Origin of the sequence: Actinoplanes sp. NPDC023936 (genome assembly GCF_040639325.1) — a bacterium.
GTDB lineage: Bacteria > Actinomycetota > Actinomycetes > Mycobacteriales > Micromonosporaceae > Actinoplanes.
On sequence record NZ_JBEZZR010000002.1, the window covers coordinates 291,174 to 307,548 of the forward strand.

Below are 16,375 nucleotides of genomic sequence, written 5' to 3' on the forward strand. Positions count from 1 at the left end.
TAGCTCGTAGGCGCCGTCAGAGTGGCTTGCTCGGGTCAACCATCCAGCTTCGTGGGCCGGCGTCGGCGGACAATCGCGGATCCGAGGGACGCGGTAGCGGTGAAATCCGGCAGGCCGCCTCTTCTCACAGCGTTCATGAGCGGATGAAGACCTGCCGGACCTGGGACCCGCGTGCCCACGATTGAGGTGCTCGTGTGGCGGCATCGGTGGGCTGTGAGGACTATGCCGCGGCGCTGCCACCGGAGTCGTGGGGCGGCCGCGGCCCCGCCGGACCGATGTCCGGGGCATCGGTCGGGAGGTCCTGGCGATGCAGCTCGTCGCGCATCTCCTGCGGCGGCTTGATGGTCGAGGCGGAGTCCTTCTGCCGCGCGTCGATGATGACGGCGCGCACGTCCACCCCGTGCCGCTGGGAGGCGATCTCGGCGGCACGCGTCACCTTGGTGGTGACGCTCTCGGCCATCTCGGCGTCGGTATAAGCGATCCCGACGAAGTACACCACCTGGACCCCTGCGGCGATCGCGTACTCCGGCGCTTGGGCGAGGATGCCGTCCCAGAACTTCGAACTGGAGACCAGCTTCATCTCCACCTGCGACCGAGCAGTCCATCCGCGGGCGAACTCGAAGTCCACCGGGCCCCGCCCGTGATCCGCCTCGCCGGCGAACGCCACCTCATTGGCCTTGCAGTAGTGCCGGACGCAGTGCCGGAAGACCTCCTGCACCTTCTTCTCCGGCATCGATACCGCGCAGTGCCACAGCAGTCGCCAGTCGCCCTGCCGTTCGATGCCGTGTTTGAAGATCTCCACGAGGGTGCCGACGAACTCGGGAAACTGCGCCGGGTCCTCCGGGACGAACACCGCGTCGGACTTCGCGGCGATCTCCCGGCCCATCTCGTAGGGCTGGACCCGCAGCCGCCGATCCTGCGCGACGTTGTAGGGCTGGTGGTCGTCGCGTTCGAGCGCCGTCAGGAACTCGGCCACGATCTCCGGGTTCTGGCGGGCCATCCGGGCCTTCTGCTCGGCGGTCACCTTCCGAGCGATGGCGTAGTTGAAGTGCAGCCGCAGCGCCTCTGCGTGCTCGCCCCACGCGAACTTCCAGAAGCCGTCCGGCGTCACGACCGGGATGTCGCGCAGGAACCGCTCCGGGACCAGAAGCACAGGGGTGGGCCGATCCGCGAACGGGTTCAGCGGCAACTCCACCTCCTCGTCACGCCACATGGCGTCGGCCGTGTCCCAACTAGCGTTGCGGACCCGGACGCTCCGCATCGGGATTCCGTGCCGACGGGCGACCTGCTGGGTGTACCGGATGAAGTAACTCTTGGCGACGTTGCAGACCGCGTCGCTGATCCGGTCCAGGCCCATGCCGCCCTGGAACAGGGCGAGCATCTCGATGTGCGGCACGTTGTCGAAGCCGAGACCGAGGGCGGTCTTGACACCCTCCAACATGCCGACCTGCAAGCCGCGGCCGGCGCCGGAGCCGTTCGGCGAGTTCCTCGCCAGACCCAGGCAGAACTCGGCCGGTTCCGGGAACATCAGCAGCCGCTGCGCCTTCTTCCAGGCCAGCGACCGGACGTCACCCTTCGACTCGTCCACCAGATCGAACACCATCTGGAAGAAGTCGAGAATGTGGTCGTGAGCGCCGAACCATGGCACGGCGGCATCCGGGTAGATCAGGAACGGGTCGACACACAGCGGCGTGTCGGCCGACAGCAGCGGGTCGAACCAGTCGTCCGCGGTCGTCCTCTGGACGCCGAACACCTCGCTGAACCTCTCCACGGCGGGCTTTCCCATGGTGATCCCTTCTACGCCCGGTGACTCTCACCAGGGCGCGGCGGACCGCCGCGAGTGTCCCGCCCATGAAAAAATTCACGATCCCTATCACGGGCGTGAATGATTCGTTAGGGTCGGAAGCGCCTACCACAGCAGCTTGGGACCCCGGCCGGGACGTCGACCTCGACACCGGTCGGGGTCTTTCGCGTTTGGACCGTCACCGACCGTATGACATGAGCGCAGCGTAGTCAATCAACCAAGTTGCATGGCTGCGGTTTACGCGTCCCCAACCTGTGGACGATGTTGTGGAAAAACCTGTGTCCTCACCGTAGATATTGTGGATAAAGCGTTTCTGTCGTACCCGTCTTGTAGACTCCGCCGCCCTCGCGGAGGCCCGAATTCGGTTACAGAATGTAGTCCCTGGTCAGGGGCCTGGGAGCGCTCTATCGGACTCTTCGTTGGGGTCTGCCGGACCCTCGGGCGGGCAGGCCGATCTATCCACAGGATGCAGCGTCTATCCACAGTGTGATGCTCACCATGTCCCTTCTCCACCTGGCCTTTTGCGGTGCTCCAGGCGGTCAGGCGTGCCGTTATTCGGGCACACGAAGGGGCCCTCCAGCCGTGAATCTTCGCTTGGTGAGCTGACGTGCTGGGGCGACGAGACCCTTCGGTCATGCGCCGCCCCTCCCCTCCCTCCTACAGCCGCTACGCCACTTCGCGGGGGATGAGGTTGGCGGCCGCGTCGGCGTTCGGACGCCTCAGCTCGAGGATGACCGAGGTGTAGGTGTCGGAGGTGAGTCCGATGGTGGAGTGGCCGAGGACTTCCTGGATCTCCTTCAGGTCAGCTCCGCCGTGGCGTAGATACGTGGCGGCGCAGTGCCGGAGGTCGTGTAGCCGTACCGGAGGTAGGCCGCTTCTGGTGACGAGATGGTCGAAGCGGTCGCTGATGGCCTGGGGATGCCACGGCTGGCCGTCGGGGCGCACGAAGAACAACCCGGTGTCCGGCCAGCTGTCACCGCTGACCTGCTGCCAGCGACCGCGCATCTCAAGGTATGCGGTCAACCCGGCGACGGTGGTGGGGCCGAGCGGGACGATCCGGTCGCCGGCGTCGCTCTTCACCTTGCGGGTGACCGGGGTGTAGCCGACGGTGGTGATCTGCTGGACGATGCCGAGGTAGGCCTCGTTGAGGTCGACGTCGTAGTCACGGAGCCCGATGGCCTCACCACGGCGGAGGCCGCGGTGCAGGATCAGTTCGAACAGCGGGTAGAGCACGGCGTCGTGGCGTTGGGCGTAGTCGAGGAACTGTCCGGCCTGCTCGGGTCGCCACACCATTACCGGGCTGGGCCGCTCGCCGGTGGCCTTCCACAGCTCGATCGCCTTCGGTGTCCAGACGCGTGCCTTCGGGCGGGCGCCGGATTCGAGTTCGATGCTCAGGGCCGGGTTGATGGGGATGAGCCGGGCGCGGCGTACGGCGTCGTTGAGTGCTACCCGCAGGGTGGCGTACAGCCGGATCATGCTGGACGCACCCATCGGTCGGACACCGCGGTACTGGTCGCGGATAGCGGGGTCGGTGCTGACTCGGCTGGTGCGGATCTGTGCATTGCGGGCGTCGAGTGCGGTGAACATGACCTCGATGTGGCTGGTCCGCAGACTCTGCAACGGGATGTCACCGAGGTACGGGATCAGGTAGGAGCGGATATGGTCCCCGTACCCGCGGATGGTCTTTGGTGAGAGCCCGCGCCGTCCAGCAAGCCAATGGAGAAGGTATTCGCCGGTGGTGGTCGGAACGGCGGCGGGGACTCCGGCGCGGACGCGGTCGGCGACGGTGTCCCGGTCCGGTAGCAGGATGCCGTTCTTGCAGGCCTGCAGCAGGTCACTGATCTGCACGGCGAGGCCGGTGTCATCGCCGGCCAAGGCGAGCAGCGCGCGGGCGTGGTCGAGTTCGGCGCGGGTGGCATCGCGGTCGTCGAAGCCACTGCGGCGTAGTATCCGGCGTCCGCGTCCGAGTGCGGCGGGGAGTTCCAGTTGGTAGCCCCAGGTGCCGTGGGTGGTGCTCCAGGAGCCGCCGGGGCGGCGCAGTTTCGGGCAGCCGCTGTTGAGTCGTCTCCCGGTGGCCGAGTCTTTGCAGCCGCACCGTTTGATGATGGATCCTTCGCTACTCATCGTTCTCCCTGTTCAACGTGGTCGTCGACGGCGGTCGTTCTGATCCCGTCGTGGTGATCCACGCTTCGCTGCGCCGACGACGTCAAGTCGCCTCTCGCGGGGTCCGAGGACGATGAGGGGGTGGGGACAGGTACGCGGTAGCGGATGCCGGTGAAGATGGCCGGAGCTGGAAGCGACTCGCTGACTGCGGACCAGATGGGATCTCCTAGGGTGCATGGCATGGTGCCCGACTGGTTTCTCGCACGCCTTGGCTGGAAGACCCCGGATCCTGAGAGTACGAAGGCCAAGGATGTCTGCAGGCGGGCATTCGGCCATGAAGCCGGTCGAGAGTGCGGGCCGAACCTCGCCGACCTCAACGGCGCCTCCAGCACCTTCATCGCGGGGGAGATCTACCGGCTACTGGGCATCTCTCCCGCCGTCACACGGGACTTCGACCTCGGTGAACTCGAACTGGAGGACACCGAGCCGGAATCCGGCGACGCCGCGGTGCCCACCTCGGAAGGCATCACGCTGGAAAAGGGCTTGGAATCCGAAATCAGAGAAACCCTCGACTCCGCTGAACCGCTCCGTCGCTGGTATGTGACCCGCAAGGACGTCGCCCACGACTTCGCGCAGTTCGCTCACATGCAACGGTTCGAACAGCTTGCCGCGAGCGACGCCATGAAGGAGTTGCGGAAGGAGTTCCCCGAATTTCTCGCATCGTTACCCAGGGACTACAACGGCAAGTCCGACGTGATGGTCGGCCTACCGGATCCGACCGACGACTCGAAACGGCTTCTCCACGCGGTCGTCTCGTCGAAACTAACGCTTCGCTCCGACAGGGCGCAGAACGTGCGCACCGAGTTCGGCGTTCTGATCAGGAACAGGCGTGGACGACTGCCGCACCTCGTAGTGGTGACCGCCGAGCCGCTACCCAGTCGGCTTGAGTCTCTGACACGCGGCACAGGTGAGATCGACGCCAATTATCACCTCCTATTCGAAGTGATGGACCAAGCGATCAACAACCTCGTGTCACGGACTGACCTGCCGTCGCCGACGCTTACCGGGCTCACAAAGCAGGCGATCAAATGGCGCGAGATGGTGGACGGCGGCCGGATGCGGCCCTACTCGACGCTGATCGAAACGCTGCGCCGCACGTGAGCGCTTTCCGCACGGCTGACCGGCCAGGCTCTGGCGGGACAGGTCCTCGGCCTATGCCCGGTGCAGCTGCGCCGGTGTAGCACGGGTGTGGGTTGCCGGGCGGGCTCGGACCGCAAAACCGGGGCTCGACCCCCTGTCTTTAGCGCCCGTTGGCAGGTATTGGTGTCTTCCGACGCGCGCTGGAAGTTCATAGCCGCCGCCTACGATGACTAGACAGAGCCCAGCGGTCTCAGGAGGCCGTTTCCTTGATGAGGTCGTCGTAGTCCCGAAGCCTTCCCTGACCGACCAGTCGCTCCAGGGTTCTTACGCCCTGCCAGCGGTCGGAGTCTCCGCGTTCGAGGGCCAGCCGTTTCACCGCTTCCTGGACGGCTTCCAGGTGCAGGTGGTAGACGAAGTCGACAGCTCCGGACCCGTCGCAGAGGATCGCCAGCATGTACGGCCGCGGTTCCATGGTGACGACGCCGTAGTGCGGCATCCTTCCGCGCCGGAGACTCGCCAGTTTCGCGCCCTGGGAAAGGCAGTCCTGCGCTCTGTCCGTACGCAGACTCCACTTGAGCGACAGCGCCGTGCGGAGCTCCCGCGGCTCCTCCGCCGTTATATCGGAGATCGTCACGTCGAGGCCGAGCAGCGACTCCTCCGGGGCGTTGGTGAGGAGGCGCGCGATCAGCGTGTTCCGTTTGTCGAGCCGGTTCTTGAGCTGGTTGAGCTTGCGGAGGACGTCCCCCCGGGTGGGACTCGACGGGAGTCCGCGGACTGCGTCGACGATCTCCTGGATCTGGAAGTCGGAGAACTTCTCGACGTCGCGCTTGAAGTCCGAGAAGGCCTTCAAATGCGAATACTGGCGGAATCCGGTCGCCGAACCGCTACCCACCGCGAGCCCGGAACCCACCCGCGACGCCAGATCACCGATGATCTCGTGACCCATGGCCTCGCCGATCTTGGTAGGGCCTTTGCGGTCGGCGGGCACGCCGAGGATCTCGAACAGCATCCGCCCGAGGGCGACCGAGATCGCGTCGCTTCTGTCCGACGTGTTCGGGTTCGACGAGGTCGTCTCCGAGTCCTTCGGATCGGACCTGAACCCGCAGAGTGCATCCAAGAACGTGGCCGGCATCAGGACACGCTACTCGTCGCTGCAGTGTCGAAGGCACTCACCCGTGAAGCGGACAGCTACGCGTGGGCGCGGCCGTATTCGTGCTCGGTGGCGCCCGGCCCTGAACGGGCCGCAGGGCTGGAGAGGGCTTCTTGAATATGGGCCGCCTAGCCGAGGTCGCTGTGGTGGCGATGACCTGGCTTAGTCGAGCGTCGATATTTTTGTCATACCCGTCAGTGATGATGACCGTGATCCGACTTTCCGGAGAGCGGGGGCTCAAGGGTGAACGACGTCGTCACGGCTGAGCAGGTGGAGCGGCACTTCGCGCGGTCGGCTCATACTCGTGCGCTGGTGAATCGCTGGGTCGAACGCCACGGGGACGACGGCGTCGTCGATGCGGTGCGCGATCATCGGAGCCGCGTCGTCAACACCGCGACGCTCGAGGAGGTCAAGGAGGTGTGTGCCGCCACCGACCACGCCCTCGGCGAAGTGAAGAGGAAAGACGTGAAAGACGTTCGGTCGATCAATGACTGGACCTGCCCGTTCGCTGTCAGCCATGTCTTCCACTTCATCACGGAGGCCATCGGAACCATCCCGACCTATCAGGAGTTCCAGAAGCAGTGCGAATCGCCGCGGTTCCGACACATGCTGTGGACGCCCGCTCTCCAAGCGATCGCTGCCTGCATCGAGGACGGCACCCCCGAGAGGATCGCCCGGCACGCGATGAAATGGCGGATCGGCAACTTCTACTACTCCTTCCTGCGCGAACAGTGGGTCCACGCCTATCTGCGCTCGCACGGTGTCATGACCCGGCAGCATCCCTTGGCCGACGCGCTGTTCGCCGTCGACGGATGGGCCGGCGACAAGGTCATCAGCCTCTACATCGGCAACCAGGATTACCGGACGACGAACGGTGGCCGAAAACGCACACCCCGGCACCACCTTCGTGGAGGCCGCCCGCCGTTCACCTTCATCGACATGGAGCTGCCCCCGGCAGACAGCTTCGGCGTGGTCTACATCCCCCGCCGGCATGAGGTCGACGACTGGATCCACCGCTACTTCCCCGAGGCCGTGGCCTCCTGACGAGAATCCAGGGGTCCCCGAAGGTGCCGTGGTCCTGCCTGCGCCGATCCGCTCGAGGCGTCCTCGGGCGAATGAACGAGCTTCCCCTCGTACCTTCCGCCGCCCACGGACGCCGGTCAGCCGCCGAATTGCGGACATGTCGCCACCCGCGCCGACCGGTCGTGTCGGTGTGGCTTGTCTAGGCTGCTTCTGGTGACTCCAGATCTCCAGTCGGACGTGCTCGAACGTAAGACCCTCGTGCCGGATCCCGGACTCGTCAAGAGCCTCGGCATGCACCACACACTCGAGTCCGCCGTCGCGGACCTCGTCGACAACAGCATCGACGCGAGAGCGACGCGAGTGGTCATCGCCTTCGAGATGAGCGGCGGGTCACCGACCGCGTTGACCGTCTCCGACAACGGTCGAGGCATGGACGGCGATCAGGTCGACGAGGCCATGCGTCTGGGCCGCCAACGGGCCTACGAGACCGACGCCCAGGGCCACTTCGGTGTCGGCCTGAAGGCGGCCTCGTTCAGCCACGCCGACACGTTGACCGTCTGGACCACCCCTGACGGCGCCCATCTGCACGGCCGGCGCCTGCACCGAGGCGATTTCCAGCAGGACTACGGCTGCGACGTACTCGCGCCCGACAGCATCCGTTCCGAGTTGGCGGGATATCTGACTCGGCTCGGCACCGAGACGGGCACCGTGGTGCGCTGGTCCGACACGCACTTCCCGCGCACCACGGTGTCCGGCGGCACCGACTGGCTGGACGAGTCGAAGACCCGGCTCCGCATGCACCTCGGCCTCGTCTATCACCGCCTGCTGGCCGACCAGCGGATCCGGGTGGAACTCGAGGTATTCGACCGGGACCTCGACGAACGTGGTGCCCCGGAAGCGGTCGCTCCGATCGACCCTCTCGGGTTCGCCGCCTCCGCGGTCGCCGATTACCCCCAGGATCTCGTCGCCGTCGTCGGGGAGAACACCGTCCGCGTGCGGTGCCACGTCGTCCCGCCCCGTTCGAGTGGATCCTCGTACCGGCTCTACGGCCGTGACGGGGCCGAGTTCCAGGGCTTCTACATCTACCGCAACGACCGGCTCCTGCAGGCCGGCGGCTGGAATCAGGTGACCACGGACCATCGCAACAGGGCGCTGGCTCGCGTGGTCATCGACGACTTCCCGTCGATCGCGGGCCTGGTGCGGATGAACCCGGAGAAGAGCGGGATCATCTTCTCTCACGATTTGCAGCACGCGATCGTGGCGGCCACCTCGCCGGATGCGACGGCTTCCACGTCGTTCAAGGACTACCTTCAGCGGGCTGAAGCAGTCCTCGTCGAGTCCCGCCGCCGGCAGCGGGTCCGCCAACCGATCGCCGAACCGTCGAAGGGCCTGCACGACGCGATCCGCCGGACCATGCGCGCCGAGATCCCGATCCGCGAGGACGAGGGGCCCCTCGAGATGCGGTGGCGGCGGATGCCCCGGGAGAAGTTCTTCGAACTGGAGCGCGAGGAACGCGTCGTGTACTTGAATCAGCACTACCGGCAGATGCTCACCGGCGGGAAAACAGGCCTGAGCGATGCGCCGTTGCTCAAGACGCTGGTCTTCCTGCTGGTGGAGGGATTGTTCAAGGGGCAGCACTGGGGACCGCGGGACAAGGACTTCATCGACATGTGGGACGCCGTGTTGAGCGCCGCGGTGCAGGTCGAGGAGACCTATCGCAACGGCGGCCGGCCGTGACGGCCGACTCCGGCGGCCGCCACCTCTCCCGCGACGACCTGGAGAAGTACCTCGCCGGGACGGTGCCCGCCGCGCTGACCCTGCCGGGAACACCGTACTGCCGTGTCATCATCGAGCCCGGACTGCGCCGGATCATCCTGCGCACACCCCGGCTACCCGAGCCCACCGTGGACGTGGCCGGGCTCGAGTACGTCACCACCCGGACCGTGGCAGCGGAAGGCGCGACCTGGTCGGAACTGGTCGTCGACCACGGCGGCCAGGGCGTGGAGGCCTATCTGCTCGTCAGCGACGTGGCGGACCTCATGCAGCTACGGGGCCTGAGCTTCGGCAGAGCCGTCCAGGCGGCCATGGCGACGTTCCAGGACCTGCTCAGCAACGCGCGCGGCCTCACCCCGGAGAAGCAGACCGGACTGTACGGCGAACTACTATTCGTCGAATCCTGCCTGGCCACGATGCCGCCAGCGGCGGCCCTCGACGCCTGGCGGGGCTTCACCCGGCACGAACACGACTTCGTGTTCCCCGGCGTCTGCTTCGAGGTCAAGACCACCCGGACCGAACGGCGCCGCCACCGGATCTCCGGCCTGGAGCAACTGGAACCGATCCCTGACGCGACCTTGTGGGTCCTGTCGGTGCAACTGACCTCGTCGACCCCGGCCGCCGGCCGCACCCTGACGGAACTGGTCGACGACATCCGCGATGCCCTGGGACCGGTGGCCGACCGGTTCGACACCATGCTCGCGCAGGTCGGCTGGAGGGACCGTGACCGGCCCCTCTACCGCGAGGCTCTGGCACTCCGGGCGCCTGCGGCCGCATACGCGGTCGACGACGGGTTCCCCGTCCTCGACCGCAGCGTCGTCGACGCCGGATGCACCAGACCCGAATTGATCGTCGATGCCGACTACACCGTCGATCTCACCTCGCTGCAGCCCGGTACGCCGCCGGCTCCGGCGGACCGCTTCGTAGAAGGGAACACCTGAGGTGACCGAGGCAGCGAGCAGCTGGGAGCCGGACCTCATCGAAGCGGTCGCCGGCCTGAAGACACGAGGACCCGCCAAACTACTCAGGCGGATCAACGTCGATCGCGAGGACGACGACGCCGTGACCATGAGGGACCTGCAGGAGTTCCTCGAGGCACACAACCAGCAGGACAACAGCGCCGTTCTGCACCTGGCGTACGCGCTGGCCCAGTGGGACTTCGACGACGACGAGACACGCAAGTGGGACGCGGCCGGAACGGAACCCCGCACCGCCGAACGCCGCCGGCGCATCTACGACCTGCTGGGGCTGTCGCCCGAGGTGGCGGCACGACTGGACACCATCGCACCGGTCGCCACCATGCGCACGACCGTGATCAGCACGGACTGGGACCCCTGGTACGACGAGGCTCGCCGCACGCAGCGCAACTTCTACTGGGCACACTACGAGCGGTACCTGATCGAGCAGCGCAAGTGGCACGCCGAATCGATCGCCGCCCTCGACAAGGCCACCACCGACGTGGTCCGCCGGCTGTCCGACCCCACCGCCGCAGACACCTACCAGACCAAGGGCCTGGTCGTCGGCTACGTCCAGAGCGGCAAGACCGCCAACTTCACCGGCGTCATCGCCAAGGCCATCGACGCAGGCTACCGACTCGTCATCGTCATGACCGGAACGATCGAGCTGCTGCGCTCGCAGACCCAGCGACGACTCGACCGGGAACTCGTCGGCGTCGAGAACCTCACCCGGACCCGAGTCGACGGAGCAGCCGACGAGTTCGACTACGAGTACGACGACGACTGGCTGGCCGGCAAGTTCATCAGCCACGGCAAGGACTTCCAAGCACTCGGCCACCCCGGTATCGAGCGCCTGACCCTGCTCCACGACGACTACAAACGGCTCAAGCAGGGCCTGACCAGCATGAAGTTCGAGCAGCGCTATCCGTCCAAGCCGTTCTACGATCCCGACAACCTCATGCCCGCCAACGTGCGGCTCGTCGTCGTCAAGAAGATCAAGAGCAGCCTGCAGAAACTGGCCCAGGACCTCGCGCCGCTCAAGGGCAAGCTCGCCGAGATCCCCGCGCTCATCATCGACGACGAATCCGACCTCGCCTCGGTCAACACGAAGAACCCGGCCAAGACCAAGGAACGCACCGCCATCAACCGGGCGATCACCGACCTTCTGGGGCTGCTTCCCCGTGGTCAGCTGGTGATGTACACGGCGACGCCGTTCGCCAACTTCTTCGTCGATCCGGACGACGCGAACGACATCTATCCCAAGAACTTCATCGTCCCGCTCGACCGACCGCCGCACTACATGGGCGTGCGTGACTTTCACGACGTCGGCTGGAACAGCGAGGACGACAAGAACGATCCGGCACTGTCCAACGAACGAGCCTTCATCCGGCCCGTGGGGCCACCACCGGACCCGGACGACCCGGCACAGATGCAACAGCGCGAACTCGAGATGCTCTCCGCCCTCGACTCCTTCGTCCTGGCCGGAGCCGTCAAGGTCTACCGCGAGAACGCGGGCGAGCCGCCGTACCGCCACCACACCATGCTGGTCCACGAGGCCACGGACACCCGGACCCACCGCGAGCAGGCCGATCTCGTCCGCAGGTGCTGGACCGCCGGACGGTACGGCACACCACAGGCACTGGCCCGGCTGCGCGACCTGTGGAACTCCGACTTCGCACCCGTCTGCGCTGCGAGGGCCGACGGCCGGCCCGTACCGGCGGGCTTCGAGGACCTCCGAGAACCGATCGGTGAAGCCTGCCGTCGGATCAAGGAGGTCGGTGACCCGGTCCTGGTGGTCAACAGCGACCAGGAGGTGCAGGACAATCAGCAGGCACTCGACTTCGACCGCAACGACGTGTGGCGGATCCTGGTCGGTGGCACGAAGCTCAGCCGAGGCTTCACCGTCGAGGGACTGACCGTCTCGTTCTACACCCGCAAGGCGCTGCAGGCCGACACTCTCATGCAGGCCGGTCGATGGTTCGGCTTCCGTCAGGGATACAAGGACCTGGTGCGCCTCTTCATCCGGCGCGACCAGACCGGAAGCCCTCGGGACGTGGACCTCTACGAGGCGTTCGAGGGCCTGCTGCACGACGAGGAGACCGTCCGCGACTGGCTCCGGCAGTACGAGGGATGGACCGAGGACGGCAGACCCGTCCTGGAGCCGTGGCAGGTACCGGCCCTCGTCAGTCAGCACCTGCCGTACCTGCGTCCCACCGGCCGCAGCAAGATGTTCAACGCCGAGATCGACAGTCGCGGCGACGCAGGCCGCCTCCGGGACTATTACGGCCTGCCGCGCAGGAGCGCCGCACCGGCCAAGGAGGCGAACTACAAGCTGCTGATGCCGCTTCTTGCGGCCGCCACCGACACGAGGACCTTCCGGTCGGCGCCGAGCCGGCCGGAGCTGCCGGCGGGGACGTTCGAAGCCCGCATCGGCACGATCGACGCCGCGTCCTTCGTCGCCATCCTGCGCAAGCTCCAGTGGCATCCCGACGAGAAACTGTTCGGCCCCACCCTGACCTTCTACGAGAAGCTGATCACGGACGGACGCCTCGAAGACATCGTGATCGTCTGGCCCAAACTGAGTAGAGTCGCGAAACCGGTCCTGTTACCCGGCCTCGGCTCCGCCCAGGCCGTCACGCGCAACCGACGGACGGCCCCACGCATCGACTTCGTCGGTAGCGACTCCAAGCACCGCAACGCCCTGGAGCGCATCGCGGGATCCGAGACGGCCCTCCAGGACGGCGAGGCGGACGCTCTCCGCGACGTGGGGGGCCGACGTGGGTCGGTGCTGCTCTACGTCGCCGCGGACATCGCAGACCTGCCCGACGAAGCGAAATGCGCCGCCGCTGATCTGCCGGACGAACCTCGCATCGTCGACCTGGTGATCCTGCCGTCCATGGTCGCCCCCGCCACGGCCACTGCCCACGGCCGATCGGTGATCAGCTGGAAACCGAAACGCAAGGCGGCCTGGGGGACACCCGTCGTCAACCAGGGCGATTGAAACCGGCGGTGGTGAATGCGCTCGCGTTCACCACCGCCGCACACGTCGGTGTGACGCGTGCTGCGATCGCGACACCGACGACCAGAGCCCGACGCCGACGCCCGCCTGCGATGAGGCTGTCGGCTCGCCGCCGGCGACCACCGCGGTCGAACCGCCGTCGGTCGCCCCGGCGCCGGAGGCGAGCGACGGCCGAAGCCATGCGCCCGCGTCGCCTCACACGAACTCCGAGGCTCCCCGCGTCAGAGGAACAGACGACCGATGCCGTCACCCAGGATGCGCGCCGCCGCATCCGCCATGAAGGCCGACACGCCGCCGTCCGCCACCTCGACGAGCAGGTAGCGGATCGCTCGTACGTGCGTATCCACGCCCGGTAGATCCGGCGGGGTCGCCGAGGCGGCCCGCTCGGCGCGTGCCACGTGTCCGAGGAGATCCGACTCCTCCGACTCCGTCAATCCGAGCAGGCCTTGCGCGTCCCTCAACGCCCGGCAGAGACTCAGGACCTCATCCGCGACGTCGGCAGAACCGTTCATACGCCCACGAAACCCGACCGGGGCCGTCGCCGGTCGATGAACGCGGCCGACACGCCGCAGACGGCGGTCATCCGTCGCTGCCCTGACTGGGCAACGTCGGCGCAGGCACGACTGGATCACCTGGTCGTGCACGCCGCCACAGCGACCCCTCGATCTCGGTGTACGGCTCGCCGTCACCAGGCTCCCACGGGTGCAGCCGGATGCTCACGAACCTGCCCAGCGTGGGCGCCGGGAGTTCGAGCTCAGCGGCCATCCGCGGATGCGGCGCGTAATGGCCGAAGATCACGATGCCCTCACGCTGGAGTTTCTTGCGGGCATCCCGCACCCGCTTGGCGCTGTCGACCTGCTGAGCGGCGGTGAGCACGGTGGCTCGGTTGATCAGCTCGCCGGTGAGCTCCCTGAACAGGTTCGTGACCGCCGTCTGCCCGCGAGCCGCGTACGCGATGAGCTCGATCTTCTTCGGGTCACTGATGTGCAGCAGGGTGTTCTTGACCAGGTCCGCGCCGGGCGAGACCCAGAGGATGCGGTCCCGGCCCCGATCGTTGAGTCGACGCTTGCCGTCACGCTGCCTCCCCAGCGGGCGAAGCACGTCCTCGCTGATGCGGATGAGACCCGACGCCCAGCGAGCGGTGTACTCGTTCGCCCAGACCACCAGTGCGATCTTGTCACCACGGCTGTACATCTCCTGGGGGATCTCCCAGTCGTACAGATTCAACGACCACTTGCAGTCGACGTCGACGCCGGCGATCCGGTAGTCGAGGTCCTCGCCGTCGTCGAACCCGAACTCACGCTGCAACCAGATCTCGACGAGCGTGCCGACGTGCGTCTTCTCCGTCTTCAGCAACTGGGTGTAGTCCCACCGCCCGGTGCGTTGGCCGTCATAGATCTGATCGAGCGCCTCACGGATGGCGTAGCCCGTCCGGACGCCGTCGGGATCGAGCGACCGGATCGCCGTGTGGACGGCCCAGATCTCGGGGTCCTCGTCCGGCGTCGGCGGCCGGGCATCGGTACGGAACGGTGACGGCCCCGTCGTCATCCGCGGCCTACCGACGGTCGACGGCCGGACCGGCAGGATCCGGCGGCTCTGGACGCGCAGCGTGCGCGGTAGCGCGGAGGAGACCGCATCGTCTTCGAACAGCTCACCCTGGACGATCGACACGAGGGCAGGGTGTCAGAGCGGCGATCCGCCGGTCAAACAGCGAGGTCCCGAATGCCGCTGTCCGACCGGCGGGTCAGTTCAGGAAATTCTTGAGGTGCGCTGCGATGGCCTCTGCGAGACCCGAGGGGACAGCGTTGCCGATCTGCTTGGCGATTTCGGTCTTGGACCCACACCACTTGTAGTCCTTCGGGAAGTCCTGCAGCAGCGACGCCTCGTAGTGGGTGATCACCCGGTTGACTCGCCGATCCGGGCGGTCCTGCTCCCACTGCGGGTGCAAGTACTGGCCCTTCTCCGGCTTGAAGAACTCGGTACGGATCGTCAACGACGGCGCGTCCCAGCGCATACGGCCCATGACGTCGGTCGTGCCGGTCTTCTTCTCCCGCCAGCATCGCGACAACAGATGATCCGGCAGGTTGAACCGGCCGCCGCCGGGCGGAACATGGTCATAGCGTTCCAGCGACATCGGCGTGGGCTGCCGCCCGAAGTGGATCTCGTAGCCGGAGAACTCGCCCCGGATACTCTGCTCGAAGAACACCGCCTCCTTGTCCGGGAGTTCGGTGGTCGTCGGGTGCTCGTCGACCCACCCGATCGCGTCACGGACCGTCCGCCACGGCTTCCGATCCTCGGTGGGGACCTTCGCGTGAGTCGCTTTCGGGAGCGGGATCTCCCCGATCCGCGACCCGATGACGATGGTGCGCGGCCTGCGCTGCGGGACCCCGTAGTCGGCCGCCAGCAGCACACCGGGGGTCAGTTTGTAGCCTTTGAGGATGCCGTGGTCGGCCTCCTCCATCAACAGCTGGAACTCGTTGGTGCGCGAGAACCGTTCGACGTTCTCGATCACGAAGACCTGCGGATTCGCCTTGACGACGAAGCGCAGATACTGCTTCCACAGCTTGTTGCGCGGGTCCTCGACCGACTTCGTGCCGAGGTTGGAGAAGCCCTGGCACGGCGGCCCACCGATGATGACATCCGCATCGGGGATCTCGTCATCCTTGATCTTCTCGATGTCCTCCCACCGCGTGTGCTCCTTGCCGAAGTTCGCGGCGTAGGTGGAGGCCGCGGCACGATCCCACTCGACCGAGAGAATCGGACGGAACCCCTCATTACTGAAGCCGACGGTCATACCGCCACACCCTGCGAAGAGGTCGATCATGCTCAAGCGATCACTCACCTGCGACATGATAGTTCGCCTCCCGTCCGCGACAAGCCAGCCGCGCCGGTGAGGTAGAACGCATGTCCGAAAGATCTTGGGCGTCCTCGATCGGCGTGCGTAAGTCGATGCAGGCTAATACCGGACGCGACACCAAACCCGAGCTGGCGCTGCGACGAGCGGTTCACGCTCGAGGGCTGCGCTACTACGTGAATCGGCGACCGATCAAGGCGGTGCGCCGCACCGCCGACCTCGTCTTTCCCCGGCTCAAACTGGCCATTTTCCTCGACGGCTGCTTCTGGCACGGATGCCCTCAACATCACACGGTCGCCAAGACGAACGCGACCTTCTGGGCCGAGAAGGTCGCGACGAACCGTCGCCGGGACCGCGACACCAACACTCGGCTCACCGACGCCGGCTGGACAGTATTGCGGGTCTGGGAGCACGAACCCGTCGACCAGGCCGCCGCCAGGATCGCGGAGACGGTTACGACCTTGCGACACCCGTACCCTGCAGCCGAATGACATGTTCTCTTCCTTAGCTAACGCTGACGATCATTGCGATCGGTCAACCGACTCTGCCTGGT

The 16,375-nt window shown here is 66.4% G+C and carries 12 protein-coding genes; 6 read left to right on the forward strand and 6 right to left on the reverse strand.

Features of this window, described 5'->3' with window-relative positions:
- Positions 1 to 220: 220 nt before the first annotated feature.
- Together AB0F72_RS03690 and AB0F72_RS03695 are read right to left on the reverse strand one after the other, a co-directional pair.
- Positions 221 to 1,786 (reverse strand): hypothetical protein, encoded by a 1,566-nt coding sequence (locus tag AB0F72_RS03690; RefSeq protein ID WP_360424542.1) that lies wholly within the window; start codon positions 1,784 to 1,786, stop codon positions 221 to 223.
- Positions 1,787 to 2,470: 684 nt separating this feature from the next.
- On the reverse strand, positions 2,471 to 3,928 hold the full coding sequence (locus tag AB0F72_RS03695; protein WP_360424545.1) for a tyrosine-type recombinase/integrase: 1,458 nt from the start codon (positions 3,926 to 3,928) through the stop codon (positions 2,471 to 2,473).
- 219 nt (positions 3,929 to 4,147) lie between these two features.
- On the opposite strand from AB0F72_RS03695, the gene AB0F72_RS03700 reads away from it, so the two are divergent.
- Positions 4,148 to 5,068: an NgoMIV family type II restriction endonuclease gene (locus AB0F72_RS03700; RefSeq protein ID WP_360424548.1), complete on the forward strand. Its 921-nt coding sequence runs from the start codon at positions 4,148 to 4,150 to the stop codon at positions 5,066 to 5,068.
- Between the two features lie 229 nt (positions 5,069 to 5,297).
- Here AB0F72_RS03700 and AB0F72_RS03705 read toward each other — a convergent pair whose 3' ends face one another.
- The gene (locus AB0F72_RS03705; protein WP_360424551.1) at positions 5,298 to 6,179 is read right to left on the reverse strand and encodes an NgoMIV family type II restriction endonuclease; all 882 of its coding nucleotides are present in this window, start codon (positions 6,177 to 6,179) and stop codon (positions 5,298 to 5,300) included.
- A gap of 261 nt (positions 6,180 to 6,440) precedes the next feature.
- On the opposite strand from AB0F72_RS03705, the gene AB0F72_RS03710 reads away from it, so the two are divergent.
- The 4 genes from AB0F72_RS03710 (at position 6,441) to AB0F72_RS03725 (ending at position 12,950) form a co-directional block, all read left to right on the forward strand.
- Positions 6,441 to 7,241 (forward strand): hypothetical protein, encoded by an 801-nt coding sequence (locus tag AB0F72_RS03710; RefSeq protein ID WP_360424554.1) that lies wholly within the window; start codon positions 6,441 to 6,443, stop codon positions 7,239 to 7,241.
- 192 nt (positions 7,242 to 7,433) lie between these two features.
- On the forward strand, positions 7,434 to 8,957 hold the full coding sequence (locus tag AB0F72_RS03715; RefSeq protein ID WP_360424557.1) for an ATP-binding protein: 1,524 nt from the start codon (positions 7,434 to 7,436) through the stop codon (positions 8,955 to 8,957).
- Entirely contained in the window at positions 8,954 to 9,934 is a 981-nt protein-coding gene (locus AB0F72_RS03720) for a PD-(D/E)XK motif protein (protein ID WP_360424560.1), read from the forward strand. Before AB0F72_RS03715 ends, AB0F72_RS03720 begins: the two co-directional genes overlap by 4 nt.
- Before the next feature lies 1 nt (position 9,935).
- Positions 9,936 to 12,950 (forward strand): Z1 domain-containing protein, encoded by a 3,015-nt coding sequence (locus AB0F72_RS03725; RefSeq protein WP_360424562.1) that lies wholly within the window; start codon positions 9,936 to 9,938, stop codon positions 12,948 to 12,950.
- Positions 12,951 to 13,189: 239 nt separating this feature from the next.
- Here AB0F72_RS03725 and AB0F72_RS03730 read toward each other — a convergent pair whose 3' ends face one another.
- From AB0F72_RS03730 to AB0F72_RS03740, 3 genes are all read right to left on the reverse strand, one after another.
- Complete coding sequence (locus AB0F72_RS03730; protein ID WP_360424564.1) at positions 13,190 to 13,480, reverse strand: hypothetical protein; 291 nt, start codon at positions 13,478 to 13,480, stop codon at positions 13,190 to 13,192.
- Positions 13,481 to 13,547: 67 nt separating this feature from the next.
- Positions 13,548 to 14,639, reverse strand: a complete 1,092-nt coding sequence (locus AB0F72_RS03735) for a NaeI family type II restriction endonuclease (protein WP_360424567.1) — start codon at positions 14,637 to 14,639, stop codon at positions 13,548 to 13,550.
- A 73-nt stretch (positions 14,640 to 14,712) separates the two neighbouring features.
- Entirely contained in the window at positions 14,713 to 15,819 is a 1,107-nt protein-coding gene (locus tag AB0F72_RS03740; protein WP_360424570.1) for a DNA cytosine methyltransferase, read from the reverse strand.
- Positions 15,820 to 15,905: 86 nt separating this feature from the next.
- Here AB0F72_RS03740 and AB0F72_RS03745 point away from each other — a divergent pair, with 86 nt between their 5' ends.
- The gene (locus tag AB0F72_RS03745) at positions 15,906 to 16,313 is read left to right on the forward strand and encodes a very short patch repair endonuclease (RefSeq protein ID WP_360424573.1); all 408 of its coding nucleotides are present in this window, start codon (positions 15,906 to 15,908) and stop codon (positions 16,311 to 16,313) included.
- Positions 16,314 to 16,375: the final 62 nt, after the last annotated feature.

Excerpts from the sequence above, each read along its gene's own strand:
- AB0F72_RS03690 (WP_360424542.1), bottom strand. The coding sequence starts at position 1,786 with ATGGGAAAGCCCGCCGTGGAGAGGTTCAGCGAGGTGTTCGGCGTCCAG.
- AB0F72_RS03695 (WP_360424545.1), bottom strand. The coding sequence starts at position 3,928 with ATGAGTAGCGAAGGATCCATCATCAAACGGTGCGGCTGCAAAGACTCG.
- AB0F72_RS03700 (WP_360424548.1), top strand. The coding sequence starts at position 4,148 with ATGGTGCCCGACTGGTTTCTCGCACGCCTTGGCTGGAAGACCCCGGAT.
- AB0F72_RS03705 (WP_360424551.1), bottom strand. The coding sequence starts at position 6,179 with ATGCCGGCCACGTTCTTGGATGCACTCTGCGGGTTCAGGTCCGATCCG.
- AB0F72_RS03730 (WP_360424564.1), bottom strand. The coding sequence starts at position 13,480 with ATGAACGGTTCTGCCGACGTCGCGGATGAGGTCCTGAGTCTCTGCCGG.
- AB0F72_RS03740 (WP_360424570.1), bottom strand. The coding sequence starts at position 15,819 with ATGTCGCAGGTGAGTGATCGCTTGAGCATGATCGACCTCTTCGCAGGG.